At 39.0% G+C, this 24,457-nt stretch carries 23 protein-coding genes; 6 read left to right on the top strand and 17 right to left on the bottom strand.

Annotation, left to right across the window (positions count from 1 at the left end; all coding sequences use genetic code 11):
* Window positions 1-2 precede the first annotated feature (2 nt).
* Window positions 3-932, top strand: coding sequence for a cation diffusion facilitator family transporter (locus ACYVM0_RS25095; RefSeq protein WP_460561880.1), 930 nt, complete (start codon window positions 3-5; stop codon window positions 930-932).
* Here ACYVM0_RS25095 and ACYVM0_RS25090 read toward each other — a convergent pair whose 3' ends face one another.
* From ACYVM0_RS25090 to ACYVM0_RS25080, 3 genes are all read right to left on the bottom strand, one after another.
* Window positions 933-4,295, bottom strand: a complete 3,363-nt coding sequence (locus tag ACYVM0_RS25090) for a VCBS repeat-containing protein (protein WP_460561878.1) — start codon at window positions 4,293-4,295, stop codon at window positions 933-935.
* A gap of 5 nt (window positions 4,296-4,300) precedes the next feature.
* A complete protein-coding gene (locus tag ACYVM0_RS25085; RefSeq protein ID WP_460561876.1) occupies window positions 4,301-5,632 on the bottom strand; it encodes a vanadium-dependent haloperoxidase in 1,332 nt (443 codons plus the stop codon).
* Between the two features lie 142 nt (window positions 5,633-5,774).
* Window positions 5,775-7,937 carry a S46 family peptidase gene (locus ACYVM0_RS25080; RefSeq protein ID WP_460561874.1) on the bottom strand — a complete coding sequence of 721 codons (2,163 nt, stop codon included), beginning with the start codon at window positions 7,935-7,937 and terminating at the stop codon, window positions 5,775-5,777.
* A 139-nt stretch (window positions 7,938-8,076) separates the two neighbouring features.
* Between ACYVM0_RS25080 and ACYVM0_RS25075 the strand changes: the two genes are divergently transcribed.
* Window positions 8,077-9,630, top strand: coding sequence for a GH3 domain-containing protein (locus ACYVM0_RS25075; RefSeq protein ID WP_460561872.1), 1,554 nt, complete (start codon window positions 8,077-8,079; stop codon window positions 9,628-9,630).
* On the opposite strand, the gene ACYVM0_RS25070 is transcribed toward ACYVM0_RS25075, so the two are convergent.
* The 5 genes from ACYVM0_RS25070 to ACYVM0_RS25050 all read right to left on the bottom strand — a co-directional run bounded on the left by ACYVM0_RS25070 (window position 9,601) and on the right by ACYVM0_RS25050 (window position 13,585).
* On the bottom strand, window positions 9,601-10,314 hold the full coding sequence (locus tag ACYVM0_RS25070) for a pirin family protein (RefSeq protein ID WP_460561870.1): 714 nt from the start codon (window positions 10,312-10,314) through the stop codon (window positions 9,601-9,603). The genes ACYVM0_RS25075 and ACYVM0_RS25070 overlap by 30 nt on opposite strands.
* A 1-nt stretch (window position 10,315) precedes the next feature.
* On the bottom strand, window positions 10,316-10,837 hold the full coding sequence (locus ACYVM0_RS25065; protein ID WP_460561868.1) for a hypothetical protein: 522 nt from the start codon (window positions 10,835-10,837) through the stop codon (window positions 10,316-10,318).
* A gap of 81 nt (window positions 10,838-10,918) precedes the next feature.
* Window positions 10,919-11,668 carry a peptidase associated/transthyretin-like domain-containing protein gene (locus ACYVM0_RS25060; RefSeq protein WP_460561866.1) on the bottom strand — a complete coding sequence of 250 codons (750 nt, stop codon included), beginning with the start codon at window positions 11,666-11,668 and terminating at the stop codon, window positions 10,919-10,921.
* Window positions 11,669-11,837: 169 nt separating this feature from the next.
* On the bottom strand, window positions 11,838-12,539 hold the full coding sequence (locus ACYVM0_RS25055; protein ID WP_460561864.1) for a LytR/AlgR family response regulator transcription factor: 702 nt from the start codon (window positions 12,537-12,539) through the stop codon (window positions 11,838-11,840).
* Window positions 12,536-13,585: a sensor histidine kinase gene (locus tag ACYVM0_RS25050; protein ID WP_460561862.1), complete on the bottom strand. Its 1,050-nt coding sequence runs from the start codon at window positions 13,583-13,585 to the stop codon at window positions 12,536-12,538. The genes ACYVM0_RS25055 and ACYVM0_RS25050 overlap by 4 nt, the downstream gene beginning before the upstream one ends.
* Before the next feature lie 117 nt (window positions 13,586-13,702).
* Between ACYVM0_RS25050 and ACYVM0_RS25045 the strand changes: the two genes are divergently transcribed.
* The 3 genes from ACYVM0_RS25045 to mtgA all read left to right on the top strand — a co-directional run bounded on the left by ACYVM0_RS25045 (window position 13,703) and on the right by mtgA (window position 15,922).
* Entirely contained in the window at window positions 13,703-14,359 is a 657-nt protein-coding gene (locus tag ACYVM0_RS25045) for a LysE family translocator (RefSeq protein ID WP_460561860.1), read from the top strand.
* A 44-nt stretch (window positions 14,360-14,403) separates the two neighbouring features.
* A complete protein-coding gene (locus tag ACYVM0_RS25040) occupies window positions 14,404-14,955 on the top strand; it encodes a hypothetical protein (protein ID WP_460561858.1) in 552 nt (183 codons plus the stop codon).
* Between the two features lie 85 nt (window positions 14,956-15,040).
* Window positions 15,041-15,922, top strand: a complete 882-nt coding sequence (gene mtgA / locus ACYVM0_RS25035) for a monofunctional biosynthetic peptidoglycan transglycosylase (protein ID WP_460561856.1) — start codon at window positions 15,041-15,043, stop codon at window positions 15,920-15,922.
* On the opposite strand, the gene ACYVM0_RS25030 is transcribed toward mtgA, so the two are convergent.
* From ACYVM0_RS25030 to ACYVM0_RS25015, 4 genes are read right to left on the bottom strand one after another with little or no spacing between them, the layout of a single operon-like run.
* Complete coding sequence (locus ACYVM0_RS25030) at window positions 15,915-16,463, bottom strand: AAA family ATPase (RefSeq protein WP_460561854.1); 549 nt, start codon at window positions 16,461-16,463, stop codon at window positions 15,915-15,917. The genes mtgA and ACYVM0_RS25030 overlap by 8 nt on opposite strands.
* Window positions 16,464-16,495: 32 nt before the next feature.
* Complete coding sequence (locus tag ACYVM0_RS25025) at window positions 16,496-17,053, bottom strand: DNA-3-methyladenine glycosylase I (protein WP_460561852.1); 558 nt, start codon at window positions 17,051-17,053, stop codon at window positions 16,496-16,498.
* Window positions 17,050-17,682: a nicotinamide mononucleotide transporter family protein gene (gene pnuC, locus ACYVM0_RS25020; protein ID WP_460561850.1), complete on the bottom strand. Its 633-nt coding sequence runs from the start codon at window positions 17,680-17,682 to the stop codon at window positions 17,050-17,052. Before pnuC ends, ACYVM0_RS25025 begins: the two co-directional genes overlap by 4 nt.
* A 21-nt stretch (window positions 17,683-17,703) precedes the next feature.
* Window positions 17,704-18,363 carry a M23 family metallopeptidase gene (locus ACYVM0_RS25015; RefSeq protein WP_460561848.1) on the bottom strand — a complete coding sequence of 220 codons (660 nt, stop codon included), beginning with the start codon at window positions 18,361-18,363 and terminating at the stop codon, window positions 17,704-17,706.
* Between the two features lie 32 nt (window positions 18,364-18,395).
* On the opposite strand from ACYVM0_RS25015, the gene ACYVM0_RS25010 reads away from it, so the two are divergent.
* Window positions 18,396-18,764 carry a DoxX family protein gene (locus ACYVM0_RS25010; RefSeq protein ID WP_460561846.1) on the top strand — a complete coding sequence of 123 codons (369 nt, stop codon included), beginning with the start codon at window positions 18,396-18,398 and terminating at the stop codon, window positions 18,762-18,764.
* Window positions 18,765-18,766: 2 nt separating this feature from the next.
* Here the strand turns inward: ACYVM0_RS25010 and ACYVM0_RS25005 are convergent, their stop codons facing one another.
* The 5 genes from ACYVM0_RS25005 to ACYVM0_RS24985 all read right to left on the bottom strand — a co-directional run bounded on the left by ACYVM0_RS25005 (window position 18,767) and on the right by ACYVM0_RS24985 (window position 24,421).
* A complete protein-coding gene (locus tag ACYVM0_RS25005) occupies window positions 18,767-19,639 on the bottom strand; it encodes a hypothetical protein (RefSeq protein ID WP_460561844.1) in 873 nt (290 codons plus the stop codon).
* A 74-nt stretch (window positions 19,640-19,713) separates the two neighbouring features.
* Window positions 19,714-20,307, bottom strand: coding sequence for a hypothetical protein (locus tag ACYVM0_RS25000; RefSeq protein ID WP_460561842.1), 594 nt, complete (start codon window positions 20,305-20,307; stop codon window positions 19,714-19,716).
* 215 nt (window positions 20,308-20,522) lie between these two features.
* The gene (locus tag ACYVM0_RS24995) at window positions 20,523-21,104 is read right to left on the bottom strand and encodes a M23 family metallopeptidase (protein WP_460561840.1); all 582 of its coding nucleotides are present in this window, start codon (window positions 21,102-21,104) and stop codon (window positions 20,523-20,525) included.
* 184 nt (window positions 21,105-21,288) lie between these two features.
* Window positions 21,289-21,888: a NifU family protein gene (locus ACYVM0_RS24990; RefSeq protein ID WP_460561838.1), complete on the bottom strand. Its 600-nt coding sequence runs from the start codon at window positions 21,886-21,888 to the stop codon at window positions 21,289-21,291.
* Window positions 21,889-22,051: 163 nt separating this feature from the next.
* Window positions 22,052-24,421 (bottom strand): ATP-dependent helicase, encoded by a 2,370-nt coding sequence (locus ACYVM0_RS24985; RefSeq protein ID WP_460561836.1) that lies wholly within the window; start codon window positions 24,419-24,421, stop codon window positions 22,052-22,054.
* Window positions 24,422-24,457 lie beyond the last annotated feature (36 nt).

Here is a 24,457-nt window from a genome sequence, read left to right as displayed (position 1 = left end):
AAATGGCGCACCATCATTCTGAAGAACATCATTCCGGGCACAGTCATAGTCATGCACCGGTAATTACAAACCTAAACAGGGCTTTTGTAGTTGGTATTGTATTAAATCTGGCCTATGTGCTGATCCAGGTAGTGATTGGTTTAAAAATTAATTCTCTTTCCTTATTATCCGATGCCGGGCATAATTTTTTAGACGTGGCAGGTCTTGCTTTGGCCATGCTGGCTTTTAAACTGGCAAAAAGTAAAAGCACTGAAAAATATACCTACGGTTATCGCAAAGCATCAATACTGATCTCTTTACTGAATGCAGTGGTGTTGTTGATTTCCATTGGCGCTATTGCCTATGAAGCAGCGTTACGGTTTAAATATCCGCAGGAACTGCCGGGCACAACAATAGCGATCATTGCGGCAATTGGTATTGTTATCAATACTGTTTCGGCTTTTATGTTTTTTCGTGACAGGCAAAAGGACATTAATGTAAAAAGTGCTTTTTTGCACCTGGCGTCGGATGCATTAGTTTCTCTTGGCCTTGTGGCGGGCGGTATTATTATTCATTATACAAAACTTTACTGGATAGATCCGTTATTGAGTATCATAATCTGCCTGGTGATTATTGCCAGCACATGGAGCTTGCTGAGAGATAGCCTGAGGCTTTCGTTAGATGGCGTTCCGGAAAATATTGATGTACAAAAAATTAAAACTGCCGCACTGCAGGTTGCAGGTATAAAAGACATTCATCATTTGCATGTGTGGGCTATAAGCACCAACAGAAATGCGTTAACAGCACATATTATTCTGGATAACAGCATAACGATGCTGCATGCACAGCACATAAAAGAAAAACTAAAACACGAATTGGAGCACCTCAATATTCATCACGTTACATTAGAAACTGAAGTGCAGGAAAAACCATGTACAGGAAAAGATTGTTAGTTACTTTGATATACTGAACACCTGTGCCGCCGCACCGTTTTTCAACACCATCAATACATTATTTTCTTTCAGGTATACCAGCTTTCGGCTTTCACCTCTTACTTTTAATCCATCTGTGGCATGCGATACTGCGGTAAATGAACCTTTGCCGTTTCCCTTCAGCAGCAAAATAGAAGAGGCATCAATATTGCCCACCATTACAGCAGGATCGTAAGTGTTGCCGCATACCAGAATATCTTTATTACCATCTTTATCAAAATCATCAATTACCATATCATTGATATTGGAAAATTGTGCCTGTTCGGGAAAAGCCACAAAGTGATAACTGCCATTACCATTATTGAGTAACACCCCCGATTCAAAAAAATTGCTTTTATATACATCCATGCCCTGTTGTTGTTCCGGAGTAAAAAGTTTATCCAATGTGGTGCCGGAATAATCTTTATAGCGGATGAATTTTTTTCTCATCGAAGGCATCTGGTCTATCAGCTGGTCGCGGCTGAAAAGCGGGTAGCATTTGCCCTGGTTGTAATAGCCCAGCACGGCATCATAACTGCCGTTACCATCAAAATCTTTTGCATATACCGTACAGGGATTATAATAATTACCTTTAATAGAACAGTTGGTACCACGGTTACCCACAATAATATCCTGGTCGCCATCGCCATCAATATCACCTGTTTTTAAACTGTACCACCAGCCACTGAATTCATCCATGCTGATGGTGGTATCCTGTTTTGTTGCCGGGGAAACAAAGCTTACCGTTTGTTGTTGTTTATTAAAAACACCATTTTGCATTTTATAAACCGATACCGGCATCCATTCTCCCGAAAGTATCAATTCATTTTTTCCATCACCATCAACATCGCTCCATACGGCACAGTTGGTAATGCCTGGTTTAACTAATTCCTTAGCTACATCGTTGGTTACGTTGGTAAATACACCCTTATTATTCTGCAGCAACATGCTGTTATCGGCCTTTGGAAATTTGCCGGGTAATACATGCCCGCTTACAAAAAGGTCAATATCACCGTCACTATCATAGTCGAGCGGAATGACACAGGAGCCGTTAAAAGCTTCTGCAGGTAAGGCTTTTGCGGCACGGGTAAAATTTCCTTTACCATCATTTACATACAACCTGTCCTGGTATAAAGGACTGCCGGCATCAAATTCTGCACCGCCGCTTACCACGTACAGGTCCATATCTTTATCGCCATCAGCATCAAAAAATACAGCCCCCATATCTTCATAAGCTTTATCTGCTGTAAAGGCGGGTAGCTTTTTTTCTGCAAAAGAACCGTCGGCATTCTGCAGCATCAGTTTGCCTTCAATACCTGCGGCACCACCAATATACATATCCTGTTTACCATCACCATTTACATCTGCAGCAGCGTAGTAGGGCCCTTTTCGGCTACACTTATACGGTATCAGTGGCTCTCTTTTAAAATCGATATAATCATTTTCCATCTGCGTATACTTAAACTTGTTTTGGGTAGAAATATCAGCAAATAAGGTTGACTTTTTTTCAGGTGTTTCCGGCACCGGTACTTTGGCATCGCTTTCTGCAATGGTTAATACCTGGTTGGCTTTTACATTTTCTAATACAATTGTTTTAAGTGAAGGAAAAGTAATTTCCACCCGGGGTATAACGGTTTCGGCACCGGTACCAAAATGTAAAAAATGTTCGGAAGAAGATAAAAAGCCCCGTTGCGGATTATAGTGCAGCAGCTGTACCTGGCCCTTTGCATCGGTAAGTTTTACAAAGCAGCCATACACTTCTTCTTTTGAAGCAGGTGTTTTTAAAAACTTAAAACGTAAATAGTTAGCGGTGGCCGCATCATCTGTAGTATTATTTTTAAAAACAAAAGGCTCGTCATCTACATTATTAATTACTAAATCCAGATCACCGTCGTTATCTAAATCTGCATATGCAGCACCACTTGAAAAAGAGGCCGGTTCATCCATCCACACATCGGTGTATTTGTCAAATTTTAAACTGCCGTTGTTATGATAAAAATAGTTTTTGGTTTTTACCGAAGGAATGCTTTGCAGCCATTTATCTAAATCAACACTTTGCCCCCTGTTCATAGCATTGATAATAGAATCGAGAATAAAAACTTTATAATCCCAGTCGGTGATATCTCTTTTTATACCATTGGTTACATAAATATCTTTCCAGCCATCGTTATCAAAATCTGCGATCAGTGGTGCCCAGCTCCATTCTGTTTCGGCCACACCGGCATAATTGGCCACCTCGTTAAAAGTGCCATCGGTATTATTCAATTGCAAACTATTGCGGGGGTATTGATAAAATAAACCAAACTGCAACATCAGTTGAAATTTATCGTAGTTCTGGTTTACAGCAAATAATTGCTTTTGCCGTTTAGGCTCTTCCACGGCCATATCCACTACATAAATATCTTCCAGGCCATCATTGTTGATATCTGCAATATCAGAACCCATTGCAGAAAAACTCGTATGGTTTAAATGATCGGTAAGTTTATTGGTGAAGGTTCCGTTTTTATTGTTGATAAAGAAAAAATCGGGTTTATTAAAATCATTGGCCACATAAATATCGGGCCAGCCATCTTTGTTATAATCAAATATAGAAGCGCTTAAACCAAAAGCATGAGTGATTAACCCGGCTTTTTTTGTAACATCCACAAATTTGCCACCCCGGTTTTCAAACAGCCTGTCGCTGGTATACACGGTAGTGGTATCTTCTACGTACACCAGCTTACCGTTTTCCATCCTGGCAGGTATGGTCATCGATTTAGTGAAATCGTCAAGATGGTCAACAAAAAAAACATCTTTGTCCCCATCATTATCATAATCAAAAAAGTAGGATTGAATGGTAAAGCTGGCATCTTCCAAACCATATTCGGCAGCTTTGTTGGTAAAAGTGAGGTTGCCGTTATTGATGTAAAGAATTTTCTTTCTCAGTTTAGGATCTTTAAATCCTGATTTGCAAATAAAAATGTCGAGTAAACCATCCCCGTTTACATCCACCATATTTACACCGGTCTTAATACCATCGCCGCCATCAACACCGGCATTTAAAGTAATATCCTGAAATTTAAAATTACCCAGGTTTAAATACAATTTATTACGCCCTCTTGTAGACGAAAAATAAATATCCTGTAACCCGTCATTATTAATATCGCCAATGCTTACACCGCCGCCAACATACAAGTTTTCGTACAGGTACATAAACATGGTGGCATCTTCTGTAACATCATTTCTAAAAGTGATGCCTGTACCTGAAGACGGTAGTAAAGTGAATTTTTTTTGTTGGGCGCCGGTATTGTTTACAAATACAAAACACAGTAATAAAAAATAAAAACAACGGGATAATATTGTCATAATAATTATTTAATGATTGCTGCAGGATATAAAATTTGTAATACATTTTTTCCAATGGCTTTTCCCTGCAGTACACTTATACGTGCGGTTTCGGGATAGTGGATACCGCCATAAACCCGGCTGGTGGATGATTCAAGCGACGCTTCGTAAAAAGAATTGAATGTTCTGGTGCCCTGGCCAAAAGGGATTTCTGTTTTATCAGTAAACACATAATTATCACCCAGTAAAGCGGTAAGTATAGTTGAAGCTGCGTTGGAAGTTACGGAGTGACCGCTGGTAAATTCAGGAAAAGGCGGTGTTTGAATAAAGGGCACCCAGTTACGATCTACATTACGGTTGATGATAGTGATGGGGCGAATAAGATTGATCCTGTACTTTTCATCCCAGCAACTGATAAAAGCATCAAAAATAGCAACAGTAGTTAGTGCATAAACCTGTGCAGATTTTGTAACGGAAATATTTTTTTCGGCACAGGCCTGGCCGGCTATCATTACCCAATGGCCACCCGGAGAAATTTTATGAATGAAATAATTCAGGTGGCCGATATTTGCCGATACGTTAGGGTTATCATCCCAATATAATGCTGTGGCTTTTCTGCCAGAATCCAAATTATTTACGATGTTGTAGCATTCCATCATGGTTTTATAAAACTTAGATTTCTTATCCATGCTGTACACTAATTTTTCTTTTGGGGAAAATTGCGACGGAGAGCTTAAAGTTAATGGCCTGATGGTGTTCCAATGAGGTTCAAGCCCCTGTGCATAATCTAACGGTGTGGGTTGCCAGTCGCCGGGTTTATGACTGATCACATAACGCATCAGTCCTCTCGACTTCAGGTAATTATCTCTTTTTGTCCATGCAATAATACTATCGGCAACAAGGCGGCCATACTGAACAGAGTTTTTGACTACCATAGTATCTCCCTCGTGCAATAACGAATCGGTGAATGCAGTACGCCAGTTTTCTATTTTATATTCGGTACCCACCAGCGTTTGTGCTACATAGGAAAACGATGCACAGGCGGCAACAAAATTGTCAATCTTTTTATTGGCAGGTAATGCCGGCAATGTTTTAAGCCCATTCAGCTTTCCTGTTAAAGTAGGTAGTGAAGGATCATCTAAACGTATACATTCATAAAATGCAATATTGGGATACACATAAATACGGCTGGCAATGGGTGGCGTAAAAAGATCTTCCATAACCGTATTTACCAGCAGCTTATTTAAATGGTGTAGTAACTGTTCTTTTTGCTGTGCAAAACCTGTAGTGAATGAAAATAACAGCATTGTTGATAAAAGAGTAGTGCATACTCTTTTACGGAGTTGGTTTGGAAACATGAATAGAAAGTTTGGTAACGTTAAAACAAATTTAAAATAAAAAGTTGGTGTTTGGGCATCTGCTGCAGATTGCGCCCAAAAGCACATAAAATAAAAAACCGCCATACGAAGAGTATGGCGGTTTTAAAATACGGGAGCAAAACTATTTTACCAGCTTCAGCTCTTTAATAATATTACCTGCACCACCCAACTTATCAATACACCACAATACATAGCGCACATCAACACAAATAGTTCTGTTTAAATCTTTATCAAAAGCAATTTTATGACTTAATGCTTCGTAGTTGCCATCAAAAGCAAGACCTATTAAATTACCATTGCCATCAATTACCGGGGAACCGGAATTACCACCGGTGATATCATTGGTAGTGATAAATGTTACCACCAGGTCATTTTTAGCTTTATCAATATACTGGCCAAAATCTCTTGCCTTTAATAATTCAATTTGTTTAGATGGCAGATCAAATTCATAATCTTTAGGTACATACTTTTCTAAAATGCCTTTTGCAGTACATACATAATCGTAAAACACTGCATCACGCGGACGATAACTTTTTACATTACCGTAACTGACCCTCATACTAAAGTTAGCATCGGGATACATTTTTTTAACGGCTGCCGGGTTCATTTCCATAACGCCTTTTAAATAAGCTCTTCCCAACTCAGCATTTTTATTGGTAAATGCAGTGTATAACGATGCATATTTGCTATTGTAATTTTTTACAAATGCACTGGCAAATGCAAAAGCAGGATCGGCCTGCAATCCGGCAGCAGTAGGTGCTTTGGCAAAGGCATCCCATTTGGTATCATCTAAAAACATGGTTTTAGCAAATACATCTTTAGCCCAGCTCTTAAAAGTACTTTCTTCTTTAAGACTGCCGAATGTGCCTTTCATACTTTCGTATAAACCAACGGGGTGCTGGTTTTTATCAATGTCGTTGTAAAACATCATTGCAACTGAGGCTAATATTTTTTCATCGCTTGGCAGGTCTTCTCCTTCTAAAAAAGCTTTGCGGCTGGCAGTGGCAGCTTCAATAGCTTTTTTAATTTCAGCAGACGGCGTGCTTGGTTTTAATAACTTATCTTCCAAAGAAACAAACGAAGCCGCAAATGCCGCCAGCGGAGATCCTGTGATACCTTCATTTAAATACTGGCGCATTTTACTATAAGGTGTCCATGCAGCATAATTTTTTGCATAGTCAGCAAAAATATTTTCATACTCCGGTTTGCCTTTTGCCCATGCAGTAAATTTAGCTTCGTATTCTTCCTTTTGCTGCTGGGTATGAAATTTTATCAGTTGTTTAGTTTCGCCATCATAAAATTTCCAGTAGTTGGCAATACCGGCATAGCTGTTGGCTAATTTTAATTTTACCGCCGGGTCTTTAATCATTTGCTCGTACATGTATTTCAAGCGCATGTCACGCAAATTCACCAGTGATGGGTTTTCAATTTCATTTTTTAATTTAATGCCATAGCTGGTTTCGTAACGATTGGTGCCGCCGGGATAACCATAGATCATAGCATAATCACCATCTTTAAAACCTTTAATGCTTACCGGTAAAAATGCTTTTGGTTTAAGCGGCACATTATCGGTGCTGTAATCTGCAGGCTTACCATCTTTTGTAGCGTATACTCTAAACACACTAAAATCACCGGTGTGGCGGGGCCATTCCCAGTTATCGGTATCGCCACCAAACTTACCAACGCTTTCCGGAGGCGCACCAACCAGGCGTATGTCACGGTAAGTTTTGTACACGTACATGATGTATTGATTGCCTTTGAACATGCTGTATACCCTGCCGGTTAACCCGTTTTCCTTATCAGCCACTTTATCGGTGATGGTTTTAAAAACTTCAGGCATCTTTTTTACCCTGTCATCCCAGCTTAAGCCTTTTACAGCATCTTCCACATCTTTGGTTACGTCCACAATCCTGTCCAGGAACTGAACGGTCAAAGTGCTTTTAATTTCCTGGCTCATGTTATAAGCATAAAAGCCATCCTGCAAATAATTGTGCTCTACAGTGCTTGCCCCTGCAATAGCTGAGTAGCCGCAATGGTGATTGGTAAAGATGAGGCCCTTGTCGCTTACAATTTCGCCGGTACAGCCACCGCCGAAGATTAAAATGGCATCTTTAATAGATGATTTGTTGATGGAATACAACTGCTCTTTGGTAAGTTTCAACCCTTTTTTTACCATATCAGCATATACCTGTTCGCCCAGTAACATAGGCAGCCACATACCTTCATCGGCACTGGCTTTAAATAATGTGATTGACAAGACAACCGCTAAAATAATTTTCTTCATTTCGTTTTAGTTTTAAGGCGATAAAATTAGTTAATATTTATTGATACGCCCACTTGACTTTGGTCATGCCCGGCCCGGAAAGGGGTGTTATCTTTCGGGCTTATTGTTTATATTTGTGTACTTAACCTTGCAAGCATAGATGGCCATATTTGACATTAAATTACCGGCTTCCATTGCCCGGGCACTTAATTTGCCTGTAAGCGATGCCCGCCGGCAGCAATTAAAAGTGCTGAAAAAATTATTGCGCAAAGCAAGGTTTACCGAGTTTGGCCAGCGGTATCGTTTTGATGATATCCTGCTCAGCCGCCATCCCGGCAAAAAATTTCAGCAATTAGTACCTACTTATAATTACAATAAAATTTACGAGGCCTGGTGGCATAAAGCCAAAGACGGTATACCCGATGTATGCTGGCCCGGAGTGATAAAATATTTTGCCTTAAGCAGCGGTACCAGCGATGCTACCAGTAAATACATTCCTATTACCAAAGAATTAATACGCAGTAATGTAATTACCAGCTTTAAACAATTATTAAGCCTTACCAAATATCACGATGTGCCCAAAAGCGCTGTGGGCAAGGGTTGGCTGATGCTGGGCGGTAGTACGCAATTGCAAAAGGGGCCCACCTATTATGCAGGCGATCTGAGTGGTATTCAGCAAAAAAATATTCCTTTCTGGTTCCAGGGGCTGGGTTTGTATAAGCCGGGTAAAAAAATTGCCAAGCAAAAAGACTGGGGTAAAAAATTAGAAGAGATTGTAGAAAATGCGCCCAACTGGGATATTGGTTTTATTATTGGTGTGCCGGCATGGCTGCAGTTGTGCATGGAAAAAATTATTGAGCGGTACAAACTCAACAACATTCACGAGATATGGCCTAACCTTTCTTTTTATGTACATGGCGGCGTGGCTATGGAACCCTATAGAAAAGGTTTTGAAAAATTGCTGGGCAAACCAATCACCTATATAGAGACCTACCTGGCAAGTGAAGGATTTTTAGCTTATCAGAACCGGCAGGATACCAAGGGTATGCACCTGGCACTCAATAACAATATCTTTTTTGAGTTTGTGCCTTTTGATGATAATAATTTTGATAGTGAAGGTAATATGGTGGATGATCCGGAAACCTTTATGATCCATGAAATAGAGGAAAATAAAGATTATGCCATTTTAATAAGTACCAATGCCGGCGCATGGCGTTATGCCATTGGCGATACGGTAAGATTGATTGATACTGCCAGAAGTGAGATCATTATTACCGGAAGAACAAAGCACTTTTTAAGCCTGGTGGGTGAGCATTTGAGTGTAGACAATATGAACAAGGCCATTGAAATGGTGAGTGAAGAGCTGAATATTTCTATTCCTGAATTTACTGTAGCGGGTGTACCATACGGCAACTTTTTTGCACACCATTGGTTTGTTGCCACAGATGATAATGTAAATGCAGTTTCATTAGCAGCTTTAATTGATGCCAAATTAAAGGAACTGAATGATGATTATGAAGTAGAACGTAAACATGCATTAAAAGAAGTAATAGTAGATGTGATGCCTGAAAAGCGGTTTATGGATTTTATGAAAGCTAAAGGGAAAGAAGGTGGCCAACATAAATTTCCCCGTGTACTAAAAGGCAAAATGCTGGAAGACTGGCAAAAATTTTTAAATGGCGAATTAGTAACCACCCAAGGGAACCTCAAATAATAATAGTATCGCTCCATTAGACAAGGCTTCAAAATCTATCTCAGCTGTGTTCCAGATGGCAAGCCCGTCTTTAGCATGCAACAACCGGTCTTCAATTTCAAAAGCCCCTTCAATTACAAAACAATAGATACCACTATTTTTATTTTGTAAAGAATAAGCGCCTTTCTTTCTGCCATCATATTTGCCGATATAAGAAAAGGCTTGTAGATTTAAATCGGCTGCAGTAATTATGGTGTGCAGTTGATTGGTTTGCGACAGATCAAAATGGCACAGTTGCATTTTTGGAATAAAAACAGTTTCTTTTTTATATAGCCATATCTGTAAAAAATTTACCAGCGCCTCTTTTTCATACGGATTGATAATTTCATAACGACTTTGATTAGCCGCAGCAAATAATTGCACCTGCCCCGGGTTGATGCAGGTTTCGTTGCCGGACTGTTCTTTAAAAAGTATCGTGCCCGTTAAAGGGATAATCAGCACTTCAGTATTTTCTTCTACCAGCATGTTGATGCTTTTACCAGCTGCCAGGGTATCTTCATTAAAAACCTGCAAGGTGCCGAACGGTTGCCGGTTTTCATTTTTATAATTACCAAAATTAAAAGTCACCAGGCTACGCATCCATTCACTTTCAAAATGGCCCCTGTTATCACTTAAATGAATAATTGCCTTTGCATCGTGAGCCATTTTATACAGCTGGTTTAATGAATGAATAAATACTCAATTGCTCAACCTGTGTAATCAATTCTGTTTCTACCTCCTTGCCTTCCTGTAATTGCTGCAGTTTATCGCCAACAGCTATTAAATACCGGTTAGTATAAACATCAATTAAAGTGAGCGGCTCTGATATAAAAATAATTTCCACTTTATGCAATGCACTATCCACCATATCCGACTGGATAATATTGAATTTGAAATTTTTAAACGGTATCATGTTTTTGCCATGAGCATTAACTAACCCGGGAATTACATCCTGCAACTGCCTGATATAGCCAATGGCGGCGGTGCTCACTGCACCATGCAATTTTTCTGCATTGGAATTTTCTCTTGCGATAGCAGTAAACAATGTTGCCTTGCTTTGCTGGTTATAATTAGCAGCCTGCATCCTGTATTCCATCCACGTAGCGTCAAACACTAATTTTTCCCAAAGCGATACAGCCGGTGCTTCAATAATTTTTTTGAGGCCGAATTTTATGATGCCTTTACTCATGTATACATTTTAAAAGATGGAAAGCCTTAAGCAAATGCTTAAAGCTCCCATTGTGGTTTACCTGAAACAAACGCAAAAAAATTATGCGGCTACATTTATTGTTTGTGTTAATACATAGCCAGCTGCAAGGCTGCCGGTTACTGCAGCAATTTGTACGCCGGCAGTATCATCGCTGAATATATTATCTGCAGCGTTGTAAGTATATCCGCTCATGCCTTTTGTATAGCCATAAGTTGTGCCGCCACTTCCGTTTACGGTGGCTACTGCACTGCTGCTACCCTCAGGAAAAGCAATTTGCGTAATTAATAAAGAAGTACCCGAAGCATTATACACATGCACATGAATATGAGTGGCACGGCCGGTATACCAGCCCGGAAAAATTGAAGTGAACGAAACCTGCCCGCTGCTATCTGTTACCTGGCGGCCTCTTAAAAAATGTACTGCAGTGTAATTGGTGGTTTGCATACTGGTGCCGCCATACTCAGAGTAATTGCCATCTTTATCGCAATGCCATATATCTACAATGGCACCTGCCAATGCAGCACAACTGCTGTTGGTATTTTTTATGATGATATTAATGGTAAATGCCACACCGGTCCTGTCTGACCGGATATCGCTTTTTACCAATGAAGAAGGCGTGATAGTAGGAAATGGCCCTGCAGTTTCTGATGGAGCCACGGCACAGTTGGTACTGCCGCCACCACTTCCACTGCCACCAGACCCGCTGGTATCTGTGGTGGTATCGGTTTTTTTGCAGGCATTCATTAAAGGAGCCACAGCTACCAAACCTAAAGCTGCCAGGCCGTTTTTTAAAAAATGTTTACGTTCCATAATTGTCTGTTTTTGGGTGATGAGAATATGATTGGTTTTTCTTTGAGCCAATTGAATTAAAGCGGCGTTGCTATATAACGCATAGATACTCCAAATTGTAATTTGGTTGGGCCGGGGAGAATAATGTACCGATGAATGAAAGAGGTGTACCGATTAAATGAACAAAAGATTAGTTTCTTAACTTTTCTTTAAAGGCCTTTATAAAGCCCGAGTAACTGTTACTTACAGGCAATTGAGTGCCATTAACCAATTCAATATTTTTTTGCTGCAGTAATTTTATTTTATCAACCGCAACAATATAACTGCGGTGTATTTGTTGAAATTTTTCCGGGGGCAAAAGCGCTGCTATTTTTTTAAGCGTTTGCAACGTCATTACCGGTTTTTCATGTTGCAGGTGAATTTTTACATAGTCCTGCATACTTTCTATATAGAGCACATTGCTAAAAACAATCTTCACCAATTTATATTCGGCATATACAACAAAAGAATCATTGTCTTCTGCTTTTGATATTCCTTTGGCTACTACAATGGCTTTTTCAACTGCCTTATCAAACCGTGATGCCTGTATAGGTTTTAATAAATAATCCACTGCTTCCATATCAAAAGCCTGTAAAGCAAATTTTTTATGTGCCGTAGTAAAAATAATCAGTGGCTTTTTGGCCAGGCCTGCAATGAGTTCTATGCCGCTCTTATCGGGCATATCAATATCCACAAAAAGCAGGTCTGTAGTATGTTGCTGCAAATATTTTTCGGCTTCAATTACATTATCAAATACCTGCTGTAATAACAACAGCTCATTTTTATAAGCATATTTTTTTATTACTTCCAGTGCCAGAGGTTCATCATCTATTGCTATGCAGGAAAGCTTCATGTGTTAATAATTAAATGTACTTCAAAAACTTTTCCATCCTCTTCAATTTTTAAAAAATGTTTACCGGGATATACGTTTTTCAAACGCATGGTAACATTGGTAATACCGGTTCCCTGGCGGCTTATATGCTGAGTATGGTTAAAGATAGTATTCTTACAATAAAAAAGGATGTCTCTTTCCTTAACTGCAATTTTAATTTCAATAGTACTGGCTTCATTATTACTGGTGCCATGTTTAAACACATTTTCAACAAAGGGTAATAATATCAAAGGTGCAACCTGTAGCTGGTTATTTATCTTTTCATAAGTGAATACTACAGTTGTTTTGCTGTTCAGCCGCAGCTTTTGCAGTTCAATAAAATCATTGATACATTGTATTTCGTTTTCAAGTGGTACAAAATCGTTTTGTATTTCATCGGTAACATAGCGCATAATATTAGACAGGCGCAGGATACTTTCCGGTGTTCTATCACTACCTGTAAGCGAAAGCGAATACAAATTGTTAAGTGTATTGAATAAAAAATGCGGATTGATCTGCGCTTTTAAAAAAGAGAGTTCTGCATTGGCTTTGTCTTTTTGTGCAGTAATAAATTGCTGCTGTGTTTTTTGCCATTGTTTTACTACAGGGATAAGTATACTCATTGAAACAACAACAGCATATAAAAAAAGACTTACAAAATCTACACGCCGGTGGTGTACCGGGCCAGGCCTGTTATTAAAATTACCAGCTGGTTGATTGGGTGGCGGTGAAAGGCTGATGATATGATCGAAGGGTTGAATAAAATAAACAACTGACAGAAGTGCCAGCAATGTTGTGATATAAAGCAGGTATTGCTTCTTTAAGTACAAATGGGGGAAAAGCCAATATGCATTCAGGTAAAAAATGCCGCTGTAAATAAGAGAGAATATCCAGAACCAGCTATTGGCTGCAACTGCAATGATACTCTTGTTTTCGGGGCCGTTACTTAAAAACAAAACCGGCAGGCATAAAAAAATAAGTATACCTATTACATGAAAAAAAATAAACTGCTTTTTACCTGTAGCCATTTGCCAAATTAATAACTATAAAATTACAATTATATTATTGTGTCGCCGAAATGCATAAATGAACAGATAAATGACAGTTGGTGCTGATAATTAACAGGGGTTTCTTATTTTTATTTAATGATTGATGCATTTGTAAAAGGGCTGGCTATAAGTTTACTGCTGATATTTTCAGTAGGGCCGGTAATATTTACAATTATCAAGCAAAGTGTTAATCATGGCAGGCGTGGCGGATTTAGTTTTGTAGCGGGTGTGTGGCTGAGTGATATTATCTGGGTGGTGCTCAGCAACAGCTTTAGCGAGGCAGTAAAATCCTTACTGGATTTTAAAGTACCTATTGGCATTGCCGGTAGTTTATTTTTGATTGGCATGGGTATTTTTTTTGCCTTTATTAAAAAAGTAACCCCCAAAGAAGTACCGGTTGAAATAGCCGGCGATATAATAACACCTGCAGGAAAAAAGAAAACGAATTATTTTGCCATTTTTACTTCAGGGTTTTTGATCAACACACTAAATCCGGCTGTAATAGCATTTTGGGTAGCCATGGCAGTCTCTCTCTCTGCCGATTATAATTTTCACCAGCGCATTATAATATTTGTTACCTGCCTTGCTGTAAATATGCTGGCCGATATGGGTAAGGTTTTAGGTGCTGGTAACCTCGGAAAAAAATTAAGCGACAGGAATATATTGCTCATCAACCGCATATCCGGCTTTTTATACCTTATTTTTGGTTTGGTTATTTTATCAGGTATTGTGTATACATTGATAAAACATTAACAATTAATTTGCCCGCTCATTAGTGTTGTTTTTTATTTTGTACAATGAAGTTAATTTTACCATTCCTGCTGTTGTTCTCTGTTTGCTCCTATGCACAGTCGGCTGATTTTATTATTGTAAAAAAGAAAAACAAAACACTGCAAACTATCTACGCAGGTAATGATATTGCTTTTACCACCACCAGCGGCGCCTACATTAAAGCTTATATCAATGGTATAAAAAACGATACGCTCTTTCTGCAGGAATTTGTGATCAATTATTTACCCACCACCTTTGGTACCTATATTATTGATACCGCCGGAAGTTTCCGTTATAAATTTCATTACAACCAGATAAAAGCATTGGGCTATTTTAAAAAGAAGGGTTTTGACAGCAAAGGCAGTGGTGCAAGTTTATTTGGCGGTGGCGTACTGCTCACATTAGCCAGTGGAGTGGTATATGTAGCGGACAGAAAAAAATTCAGTGCGCCTTTATTAATTGCTTCTGCTGGGTTGGGTACACTGGGTTATTTCTGGGCCAAAAGCGGTGGCAGCGGATTAGTGATTGGCAAAAAATACAAACTGGTGTATATGGATATGAGTAATACAAAGCGCTAAAGTTTTATATTGCAGCATAATAAACGTGTTGGATTACAATAGTATAACATGTTCTTTTTTAAACCCGATAAAAAATGCTCCTGTTTTGAAAACCATCTGGCGACTGATAAAAAAAATATTCCTGGTTGTTTTTGTAATTCATATTGGCTGGTTTTTATATTTTGTATTTACCAACTTTTCTGATGCTGTTGCAGTGAAAGAATTTAAATGGCAGTTGCTGGTAGCCATCGGCATTGCCTGCCTGCTTGCCATAGTATATCTTGTGTGGCTAAAAAAGAATAATCCCATAAAAAAAGCAGTTGCTCTAACCTGTAAGATTTTTTTTACCGCTTACATACTCTACTTTTTTTATTTTTTGCTGGGCTTTGTCTTTAATCCCCCCATTACATTAACGCAATTAGGGAGTGTGTTACAGGGTAATGGTTTGTCAAGGGATTATATCAGTTATGATGCCATGGGTCCCAATATTAAACTGGCTGTAATTGCCAGTGAAGACCAACGATTTCCCGACCATGATGGCTTTGATCTGAAAGCGATAAAACTGGCGATGAAATATAATAAAAGGCATCCCGGCAAAATAAGAGGTGGCAGTACCATCAGCCAGCAAACAGCAAAAAACATTTTCCTTTTCCAGGGTGGCGGCTTTATTAGAAAAGGCCCCGAAGTGTTTTTTACTTTTACCATTGAAACAGCCTGGAGTAAAAGAAAGATTTTAGAACGCTACCTGAACATTGCCGAGATGGGCCGCGGTATTTTTGGTGTGCAGGCCGCTGCAAAAAAATATTTTAATAAAGATGCCAAAGACCTAACCCGTGGCGAAGCGGCGCAAATTGCGGCTTGCTTACCCAATCCTAAAAAGTATACTGTTAAACCATTAAGCAATTATGTGGCTAATCGCTATGACGATATTATGCGGCAGATGAATAATCTGGAAGGTGATCCGGATATAGACGAGATCATTAAATGACAGCATCAATAGCCGTGATGGCTTTCTGCAATCTTTCCTCATAACTTCCACTGATATCTACCCATGGCACATCCTGGTTCACCATGATGTCTTTATAATGATGGTATAATTTTTCTCTTATCACAAGGTCTGGGTATTCTCTCAGTTCATCTTTTACCCAGGGCGCATCAATATTACAAAGCAGGTACAGGTCGTATTTTCTTTCAACGATCCTGTTTAATATCCAGTGATGGCATTTTTCAAAAACAAATTCGCACCATACTTTCATTACATACATATCCGTATCCAGAAGGATCGGAGATTTTGGGTTGCTGATTTCCGGCTTATGGGTGGTTTGCCAGCTATCAACAACCGTGTCCTCATTGGCTAATTGTCCTTTTGCAACGTCGAGTAAATTTTCAAAAGTATAGTCGGTGCCGTTTTTTAAAAGATATTCCCTGGCGTACTCCTGTACCCATGCCGATTGATAATGCCTGGCAAGCAGTTCACACAAAGTGCTTTTACCTGTAGATTCAGGCCCTATCACAACAATTTTCTTCATCCTGCTTTACTTTATATACCCGATATACTTTTTTACTTTTTTATTTTTTCTCTCCACATGGGTTTTGCTTTAATTACCTTTTTATGCACGGGGCAATCTTCATCATGTGCACCGGGCAGGTAACCTGCACTCATTAAAAATTCATTGACAATTTCGCCGCCTGTAAATTTAAAAGTTTGTTTAAATACTTTCATCCATTCCTCTTTTGTTTTGGGATGATGGTGATTTAACCAGTCTTTAAATGAACCGAATTGTTTTTGTAATACAAGAATGGTCTTGGCATTTTCTATAGCCGCATTCACTTTTAATTTATTGCGGATGATGCCGGCATCATTCAATAAACGTTCGATATCTTTTTCTTTATAAGCGGCCACTTTTTTAATATTAAAAAAGTGGTAGGCTTTTCTGAAATTATCCTGTTTGTTCAAGATGGTTTCCCAGCTAAGGCCCGCCTGGTTTATTTCCAGTATCAGCCTGCAGAATAATTCATCGTCGGTTGCAATAGGAAAACCATAATGGTTATCATGATAAACCTTGTGTACTGTTTTTTCGCCGGGTTTAAGGGCATTACTAAATGTACAATAACTCATGCTTTATTTATTTTTTCTTTTTTCATCCATTCTAATAATCCCATTATGGCCATTGCCAGTAATACCATATAATATACACTGGTAAAAACATAATGCTTTACAAAATACAAAGGTATTGATGCAATATTGGTGGCTATCCACCAGTACCAGCTTTCTACTTTCTTTTTTGTCATCAGCCACATACCGGTATAAGCAGTGGCACTTGCAAAAGCATCAGCCCAGGGAATAGCCCCTTTTATATAACCCTTGCTGCTCATCCAGGTAATGGCAAAATACAACACCACATAAAATGAAGCAAAGAATAATAAATGGTACCCCCATTCTTTACCCGATGCCTTGGTTATCTTCACCATATTTTCATGCGCACTGTTTTTCTTGCTCCACATCACCCAACCATAAATACTCATTACGGTGTAATAAAAATTAACGCTGGCTTCACCCAGTAATCCCCCTTTTAAGCTCAGGTAAATATAAAAAATGGTATTCAGTAAACCTGTTGGATAAACAAGAATATTCTCTTTACGGCTGTACCAAACACTGATGATACCGGCAAATACGGCTATATATTCCAGCCAGCCAGTATCCTTCATGCCCGCAATAAACTCGTGATAGATCTGTTGAAAGTCCAAAATAATTTTTTCTAAATGTAATTAATATTTATTGCTGTAGCGCCGCATTGGCCTCAGGTATTGTATTCCCCTGGCTGTTTTAAACCTGGTACCCACCTGTTGCCATTGGCCCTTACCATCAAAGCGCCACACAATAAAATGCAAGTGCGGAAATAAAGTATAACCCGTTTTACCACTCAGGCCAATAGGTTGATCCTGTTTAACCGTATCACCCACATTTACCAAAGCACCATTAAACTGTAAATGCCAGTAACCGGCTCTTGAACCATCGGCATGTTGTATAACTATCACGTTGCCATAGGGCCGGTATTTTTTATTCCAGCCGCCTTTGTTGCCATCTTCTTTTACACGAACCACCACACCATCCCGTGCTGCACAAATTGCAGTACCTCTTTTCATTTTAAAATCCAGTGCCGCCCTTTCCTTATGAGAGTACCTGCTGAAATAACCCTGCACCAGTAAATGTTTGGTATCTTTCAGGTAAGGCAGATGATAGACAAAGCTGGTATCATCTTTAATAATTCCTTTTTGTAATTGCCTTATCTGGTTGCGCTGCGGATTATTGCTTACTGCACAACTACTGAGCAAAACAACTGCAGCGAACAAAACGATATGTACCCGGTTATAACTATTCATTAAAGTGGGTAAAGATAAAACGAACTGTTGTATAACTGAACGCATTAAAATATCGTATATCAAAAAAAACTGCAGCTATGTTTAAAAAGATAAGTTGTATACTGATCCCCATATTATATATCGCCGCAGGTATTAATCATTTCCGTAGCCCGGAGAGTTATTATAAAATTATCCCGGAGTATTTGCCCTGGCCTGTTTTCATCAATTTATTTTCGGGTGCGGCAGAAATTATTTTAGGCTTGCTGTTTGTACTGCCTAAAACAAGAAGCATTGCCGCCTATGGTATTATTGCTTTACTGATTGCATTTATACCTGCACATATTGTAATGATACAAAAGGGTTTTTGTTTGAGTAATGGCTATTGTTTGCCGCAGTGGGCAATATGGGTAAGATTATTTCCCCTGCAGTTTTTGTTGATGCTCTGGGCCTGGGTATGCCGCAAATAAATTTATTTCACCAGTTTGTAAATAAAAACAGCATTACAATAAAACAGGTTGCACGCTCTTTCTGATAAAGAGGGATTATTAGGAACAGTGATGATACTTTGGGGAAGAACATACCCGGGTGTTACATTTATTATACATCTTTTATAGGCATAGATCAACGACAGATTAAAATCGTAACTCAGCAGCGAGAATTGTTTACTGTCTTCTGTTACCAGCTCTTCGGTAGTGGGAAAGAAAAGAAAATTATTTTTCTTATAGTAACTTTTGGTAAAATTTTGTGTACCTGCATTGGCTGCAACTGATGGCGTAATTAGAAAAACATTGTCGCCTTTTACTTTTTTAAATTGATGGTCTAAAGAAGCTGTTGCAAAAAAATCGGTATTACTTTTAGAAAATGCAGTACTTGCACCACTATTAATATTGATTATTTTATTAAGATAGGAAAGTGTAAACCCGCCTTGACCTTGTTGCACTGACCGTACCAATTCACTGGCTTGCTTATAAAAAAATTTATCAGCATAAATAGTTCCGGCAATACCTTTCTTTTTGCCAAAATTATACGTGGCGTTTATGGTGGAAGCCGCGTAATTAAATGAAGCCGTGCTGTTATTAATAAAGATGAAAGAAGGAGTAAAAGTAAAATGTTTACCAGCCTGTATTACAATTGTGGGCAGTAATGCACTGCTTTTAAGACTATCTGTTCTGCCATAATAGTGCAGGCGGGAAGAATAGGCTGCTGCAACAGAAATTTTAAATTTACTTTCTTTTTCGGTAGTTACTGTGCTATCTGGTGTTTCGGTTTGTGCTTTGCAAATGCTCACTGAAAAAAATGACAGCAGCAGTAACAGCACAATGGCAAGTTCTGTCTTTTTCATAAAAGGGATTTTAGGATAAGATAACAATGCAGCTGCTATAGGCAGCCGCATTGTTGCAATAGAATTACAGAAAATTATTGCTTTCCTGTTGCTGCAGCTGCTTTTGTTTGTGATTCCACTTTTACATCTGCCTTTGTATTGGCCTTAACTTCTTTTGCTGTAGAGGTGGTTTGTTTTGCCCTGGCAGCAACTGCTGCTTTGGTTTCTTTTGTTGTTTCTACGGCAACGGTTTTTGCTTTATCTGTTGTTGCATTTACTTCTGTACCTGCTTTGGGTTCAATCGAAACATCAGCATTAACAGCTGTTGCAGAAGATTGACTTGCCGCCGCCTTGTTATCAGAAGTTGTTGCAGTACCGTTAATCTGTGTGTTTACATTAGTTGAAGTGTTTGCATTAACGTTAGTATTACCTGCAGATTGCACAGTAGTTTTTGCAGCTCCGGCTGTTGCAGTAGTAGCCTGTTTTGTTTTTGTAATTGCTGCGTTGCTAACATTTTTTGTTGCAGCTGTAGTGGTATGTGCAACAGATTTAACAGCATTGGTACTTGCTGTTGTGCCCACTACTGCTTTTGTTGTTGCATTTAAATTAGTGCTTACTTGTGCTTTTGCAGCCATAGAGGTAGTAACTGCAATTGCTAATGATAAAATTTTTACTTGTGTTGTTTTCATAAAAGAGATTTTTAATGATTGAATATTTACACAGTGCATTTTTCAAATACTGTGCCAAATGAAGATGTGGCAAGTATAAAAAACGCAGCCTGTAAAGCAGATTAAAATTTATGTACGAAAGAATTTTTGTGATGGATTTATATGATGAAGAGGTAGTTTGTTACAAAAAAATTACTCCTCTTTAAAATTCAATAATAAAAGAATGAGTATTTTTTTTATTGTATAGCCCTGTACCATTTGCCGGGACGCAAATAAATAATTCCTTTTTTAGTTAAAAATCTTGTGGCTATATTTTTTCCATTTTTATCATATACCTGAAAATGTAAATGCGGAAAAGCGGTGTATCCTGTATTGCCGCTGTAACCTATATGCTGGCCCTGCTTAACAGTATCACCTGCATTAACCAGTACGCCATCTTTTTTTAAATGCCAGTACATTGCTTCACTGCCATCTTCCTGTTTAATAATAATGTGGTTGCCCTGTGATAAATATGCATCTTTTAATCCACCCACATCACTGTCTTCTTTTACTGCAGTTACAACCCCTGCCCTTGCTGCACAAATTTTACTGCCCTTCTTCATTTTAAAATCCAAACTCAATTCATCTTTATGGCTCATTTTACTATTATAGGCCTGTATCAATAAAAATTTACTGCCTTTACTGAATGGTAAAAAATAAACCGGGCTGTTATCTGGTTTTACCTTTCCGGCTTTCAGGTCATAAATTTCTTTATCGGGTAGTTGTGCGTTTGCAGTAAAATAACAAGCAAGGAATAATAATAGAAGAGGAAATTTCATCAAAAGGATGTTTTTTCTAAGATACTATAATCTACGCTTCAATAATACTTTTGCATTACTCATTATTTAGTTAAAGTATACCTCACCAGGGCGGGAAAATGTTGCGCTAAGCAGCCTGGTTCAAAAAAAATAAGTCAGGTTTTAAAACCTGACTTATTTAAAAATCAATAATTTAACAGATTAATTATTCCGCTTCTGCCACCACTTCCTTTACTTCGGGAATCATTCTTTTCATCATGCCTTCAATACCTGCTTTTAAAGTAATGGTGCTTGAAGGGCAACCGCTGCAACTGCCCTGCATGGCTAAATTAACCGTTCCGTTTTCGTAACTTTTAAATTGTATGGCACCACCGTCCATTTCAACAGCCGGCTTTACATAATTTTCCAGTAGTTCCTTAATGCGTTTTACCACGTCATCATCATCTGCATTTACTTCGTTGCTGTTAGGTGTTTTCATGCTGGCCACATCTTCTTCATTTACCACAGCTTTACCTTCTTCCAGGTAATCTTTTAAAAATTGCTTAATGGTAGGAATCACATCCTGCCAGTCTTCCATATCAGGAGTTTTTGTAAGCGTAACAAAATTGCTGGCTATAAAAACGGCTTTAATAAATGGAAAGGTGAATAACTCCTGTGCCAATGGCGAGGGGCCTGCGCTGGCTTCATCTGCAAAATCGATGCTTTTACCGGGATATAATAATTTGTTGGCTACAAATTTCATCGTCTCCGGGTTAGGGGTCATTTCGGTATAAATGCTTACGATCGTGTTTCCTGTCTTTATCATAAAATGATATTTTATTTTCAATGCAAATTTAGCCAAAAATGGGCTGGTTTTGGGGCGGGGAAGTATATTTTTCGGATTTCGGAAATACAGTGGTCCCGCAGATATCGCTGATTATGCAGATCAATACAATTGTTTTCTTTTCGGCGCAATCTGCAGGTAAATTTTACTCCACTATCCGCAACTTAGCATAATTCAGCATGATCTTTTTCTCCCCGTTCAGTTCAAAATTAACGGTGGCAATGGGATTATGTGCGGCGCCTTCCATTTTCATTACTTCTCCAAAACCAAATTTCTGGTGTTCCACTTTTTGGCCGGCTTGTAAATTACTGGTATCACTGGCTACAAAATCTTCAGAAGGGGTGTGCTCAACAGTTCTGTTTTGTGGCTTAGGGGCCACATAGCCCGGCGTTGCAGCTTTGCCCGGAGGTGCCCCATATTGTTTTTCTGCTTTTGCAGCTGCAGATGATTTGCCGCCCCACGCATTACCACCGCCGCCACTAAAGCCCCGGTTCATTCTTTCAAATGCAGTGCCGGTACTGCTGCTGTTTTTCATGCCACCACCGGCATAACTTTTATCTAAATATTCTTCCGGTATTTCTTCTAAAAATCGGCTGCTTTCGTTTTGCTGTAACTGCCCAAAGCGGTAACGGGCATTGGCATAGGTTAACCACAATTTATCTTTGGCCCTTGTTATGGCCACGTAAAACAAACGGCGTTCTTCTTCCAGTTCCTCTCTTGTATTAATACTCATGGCACTGGGAAAAAGTGTTTCTTCCATCCCGCCAACAAACACTACCGGAAATTCCAATCCTTTAGCTGCATGTATCGTCATCAGTTTTACCACATCACTTTCCTGTTTATCATCATCAGCGTCGGTAAGTAAAACAATTTGCTGTAAGTAGCCACCCAAACTTTTATCACCTACTTCACCATCTTCTTCATTCATGGGTGTTTCGGTAAATTCTTTTATCGAGTTTAATAATTCCTGCACGTTCTCGTAACGGGCAAGGCCTTCAACAGTTTTGTCATTAAAAAGCTCCTTAACAATATTGGTGTTTTTGCCTACTAAAATAGCAACATCGTAAGCATTCTTTTTGGTCAGCTCACTTTGAAACATTTTGATCATCGTTACAAAATTGTCTATTGCTTCTAAAGTACCACCTTTAAAACCATACATGGCAGCATTGCAAAAAACCTCCCACAACGTTAAATTATTTTCGTTGGCAAACAGCACCGATTTTTCAATAGTTGTTTTACCAATACCACGAACGGGATAATTGATGATGCGTTTTAATGCTTCCTCGTCTCGTGGGTTTACCACCACTCTTAAATAAGCAATAAAATCCTTTACTTCCTTGCGTTGATAAAAACTCATGCCACCATAAATGCGGTAAGCAATACCCATCCTCCGCAACGCTTCTTCAAAGCTGCGGCTTTGTGCATTGGTACGGTACAGAATGGCAAAATCTTTATTGTAATAATGATTGCGGAGCTTTTGTTCCTGTATGGTATCGGCAACGCATTTACCTTCGTCATTATCCGTCATGGTACGTACCAGGTGGATTTTTTCTCCCTGCCCGTTATCTGTAAATAGTTTTTTCTCTATTTGATTTTTATTATTGCCGATCACTTCGTTGGCAACGCTTAAAATACTTTTAGTGCTACGGTAATTCTGTTCCAGTTTTACCACTTTTACTTCGTCGTAATCTTTTTGAAACTGTAAAATATTTTCAATTGTGGCGCCACGAAAACTATAAATACTTTGAGCATCATCACCCACTACGCAAACATTTTCATGCATGGCGCCCAGTAATTTTATGATCTCGTACTGCGCCGTGTTGGTATCCTGGTACTCATCAATCATGATGTATTTAAACTTCCGCTGAAATTTGCTTAAACTATCAGGATGATTTTTCAGGAGCATGTACATTTTAAACAACAGGTCGTCAAAATCCATAGCGCCGTTTTTAAAACACCGTTTGGCGTAGGCATCGTATATCTGGCCAATGGCGGGGCGATTGGCCCTCATATCTTCCTGTTGCAATGCATAATCGTTCATGTATTCTGCAGGGCCGATCAGTGCATTTTTGGCCGAAGAAATTCTGTTGTATACTACATTGGGTTTGTAATGTTTATCATCCAGGTCCATTTCGTTGATCACTGTTTTCACCACACTCTTGGCATCATCGGTATCGTAAATAGTAAAGTTGTTGGGATAACCAATTTTGTTGGCTTCACCCCTCAGTATCCTTGCAAATACGCTATGAAAAGTACCGATATACAGATTCCTGGCTTCGGTATTACCTAAAACCTTTTCCACCCTTTCCTTCATTTCGGCGGCGGCTTTATTGGTAAAAGTGAGCGCCAGTATATTAAAACTGTCGATATGGTGAAAACCCATCAGGTGGGCAATACGTGTAGTAAGCACTTTGGTTTTGCCACTGCCTGCACCGGCAATGATCATTATCGGGCCGTCTTTGTGTTCTACCGCAGTCCGCTGCGGCTCATTCAGTTCGTCTAAATATTTGGGCATGGGGCAAAGTTACGAAAGGGAAAATTGGGGTGGAGG

It is taken from the genome of Ferruginibacter profundus, from assembly GCF_054783275.1.
Note: the sequence above shows the minus strand (reverse complement) of the source record. Positions and strands in the feature narration are given on the sequence as shown.

Excerpts from the sequence above, each read along its gene's own strand:
- ACYVM0_RS25095 (WP_460561880.1), top strand. The coding sequence starts at position 3 with ATGGCGCACCATCATTCTGAAGAACATCATTCCGGGCACAGTCATAGT.
- ACYVM0_RS25090 (WP_460561878.1), bottom strand. The coding sequence starts at position 4,295 with ATGACAATATTATCCCGTTGTTTTTATTTTTTATTACTGTGTTTTGTA.
- ACYVM0_RS25085 (WP_460561876.1), bottom strand. The coding sequence starts at position 5,632 with ATGTTTCCAAACCAACTCCGTAAAAGAGTATGCACTACTCTTTTATCA.
- ACYVM0_RS25080 (WP_460561874.1), bottom strand. The coding sequence starts at position 7,937 with ATGAAGAAAATTATTTTAGCGGTTGTCTTGTCAATCACATTATTTAAA.
- ACYVM0_RS25075 (WP_460561872.1), top strand. The coding sequence starts at position 8,077 with ATGGCCATATTTGACATTAAATTACCGGCTTCCATTGCCCGGGCACTT.
- ACYVM0_RS25070 (WP_460561870.1), bottom strand. The coding sequence starts at position 10,314 with ATGGCTCACGATGCAAAGGCAATTATTCATTTAAGTGATAACAGGGGC.
- ACYVM0_RS25065 (WP_460561868.1), bottom strand. The coding sequence starts at position 10,837 with ATGAGTAAAGGCATCATAAAATTCGGCCTCAAAAAAATTATTGAAGCA.
- ACYVM0_RS25060 (WP_460561866.1), bottom strand. The coding sequence starts at position 11,668 with ATGGAACGTAAACATTTTTTAAAAAACGGCCTGGCAGCTTTAGGTTTG.
- ACYVM0_RS25055 (WP_460561864.1), bottom strand. The coding sequence starts at position 12,539 with ATGAAGCTTTCCTGCATAGCAATAGATGATGAACCTCTGGCACTGGAA.
- ACYVM0_RS25050 (WP_460561862.1), bottom strand. The coding sequence starts at position 13,585 with ATGGCTACAGGTAAAAAGCAGTTTATTTTTTTTCATGTAATAGGTATA.
- ACYVM0_RS25045 (WP_460561860.1), top strand. The coding sequence starts at position 13,703 with ATGATTGATGCATTTGTAAAAGGGCTGGCTATAAGTTTACTGCTGATA.
- ACYVM0_RS25040 (WP_460561858.1), top strand. The coding sequence starts at position 14,404 with ATGAAGTTAATTTTACCATTCCTGCTGTTGTTCTCTGTTTGCTCCTAT.
- ACYVM0_RS25030 (WP_460561854.1), bottom strand. The coding sequence starts at position 16,463 with ATGAAGAAAATTGTTGTGATAGGGCCTGAATCTACAGGTAAAAGCACT.
- ACYVM0_RS25025 (WP_460561852.1), bottom strand. The coding sequence starts at position 17,053 with ATGAGTTATTGTACATTTAGTAATGCCCTTAAACCCGGCGAAAAAACA.
- ACYVM0_RS25015 (WP_460561848.1), bottom strand. The coding sequence starts at position 18,363 with ATGCGTTCAGTTATACAACAGTTCGTTTTATCTTTACCCACTTTAATG.
- ACYVM0_RS25010 (WP_460561846.1), top strand. The coding sequence starts at position 18,396 with ATGTTTAAAAAGATAAGTTGTATACTGATCCCCATATTATATATCGCC.
- ACYVM0_RS25005 (WP_460561844.1), bottom strand. The coding sequence starts at position 19,639 with ATGAAAAAGACAGAACTTGCCATTGTGCTGTTACTGCTGCTGTCATTT.
- ACYVM0_RS25000 (WP_460561842.1), bottom strand. The coding sequence starts at position 20,307 with ATGAAAACAACACAAGTAAAAATTTTATCATTAGCAATTGCAGTTACT.
- ACYVM0_RS24995 (WP_460561840.1), bottom strand. The coding sequence starts at position 21,104 with ATGAAATTTCCTCTTCTATTATTATTCCTTGCTTGTTATTTTACTGCA.
- ACYVM0_RS24990 (WP_460561838.1), bottom strand. The coding sequence starts at position 21,888 with ATGATAAAGACAGGAAACACGATCGTAAGCATTTATACCGAAATGACC.
- ACYVM0_RS24985 (WP_460561836.1), bottom strand. The coding sequence starts at position 24,421 with ATGCCCAAATATTTAGACGAACTGAATGAGCCGCAGCGGACTGCGGTA.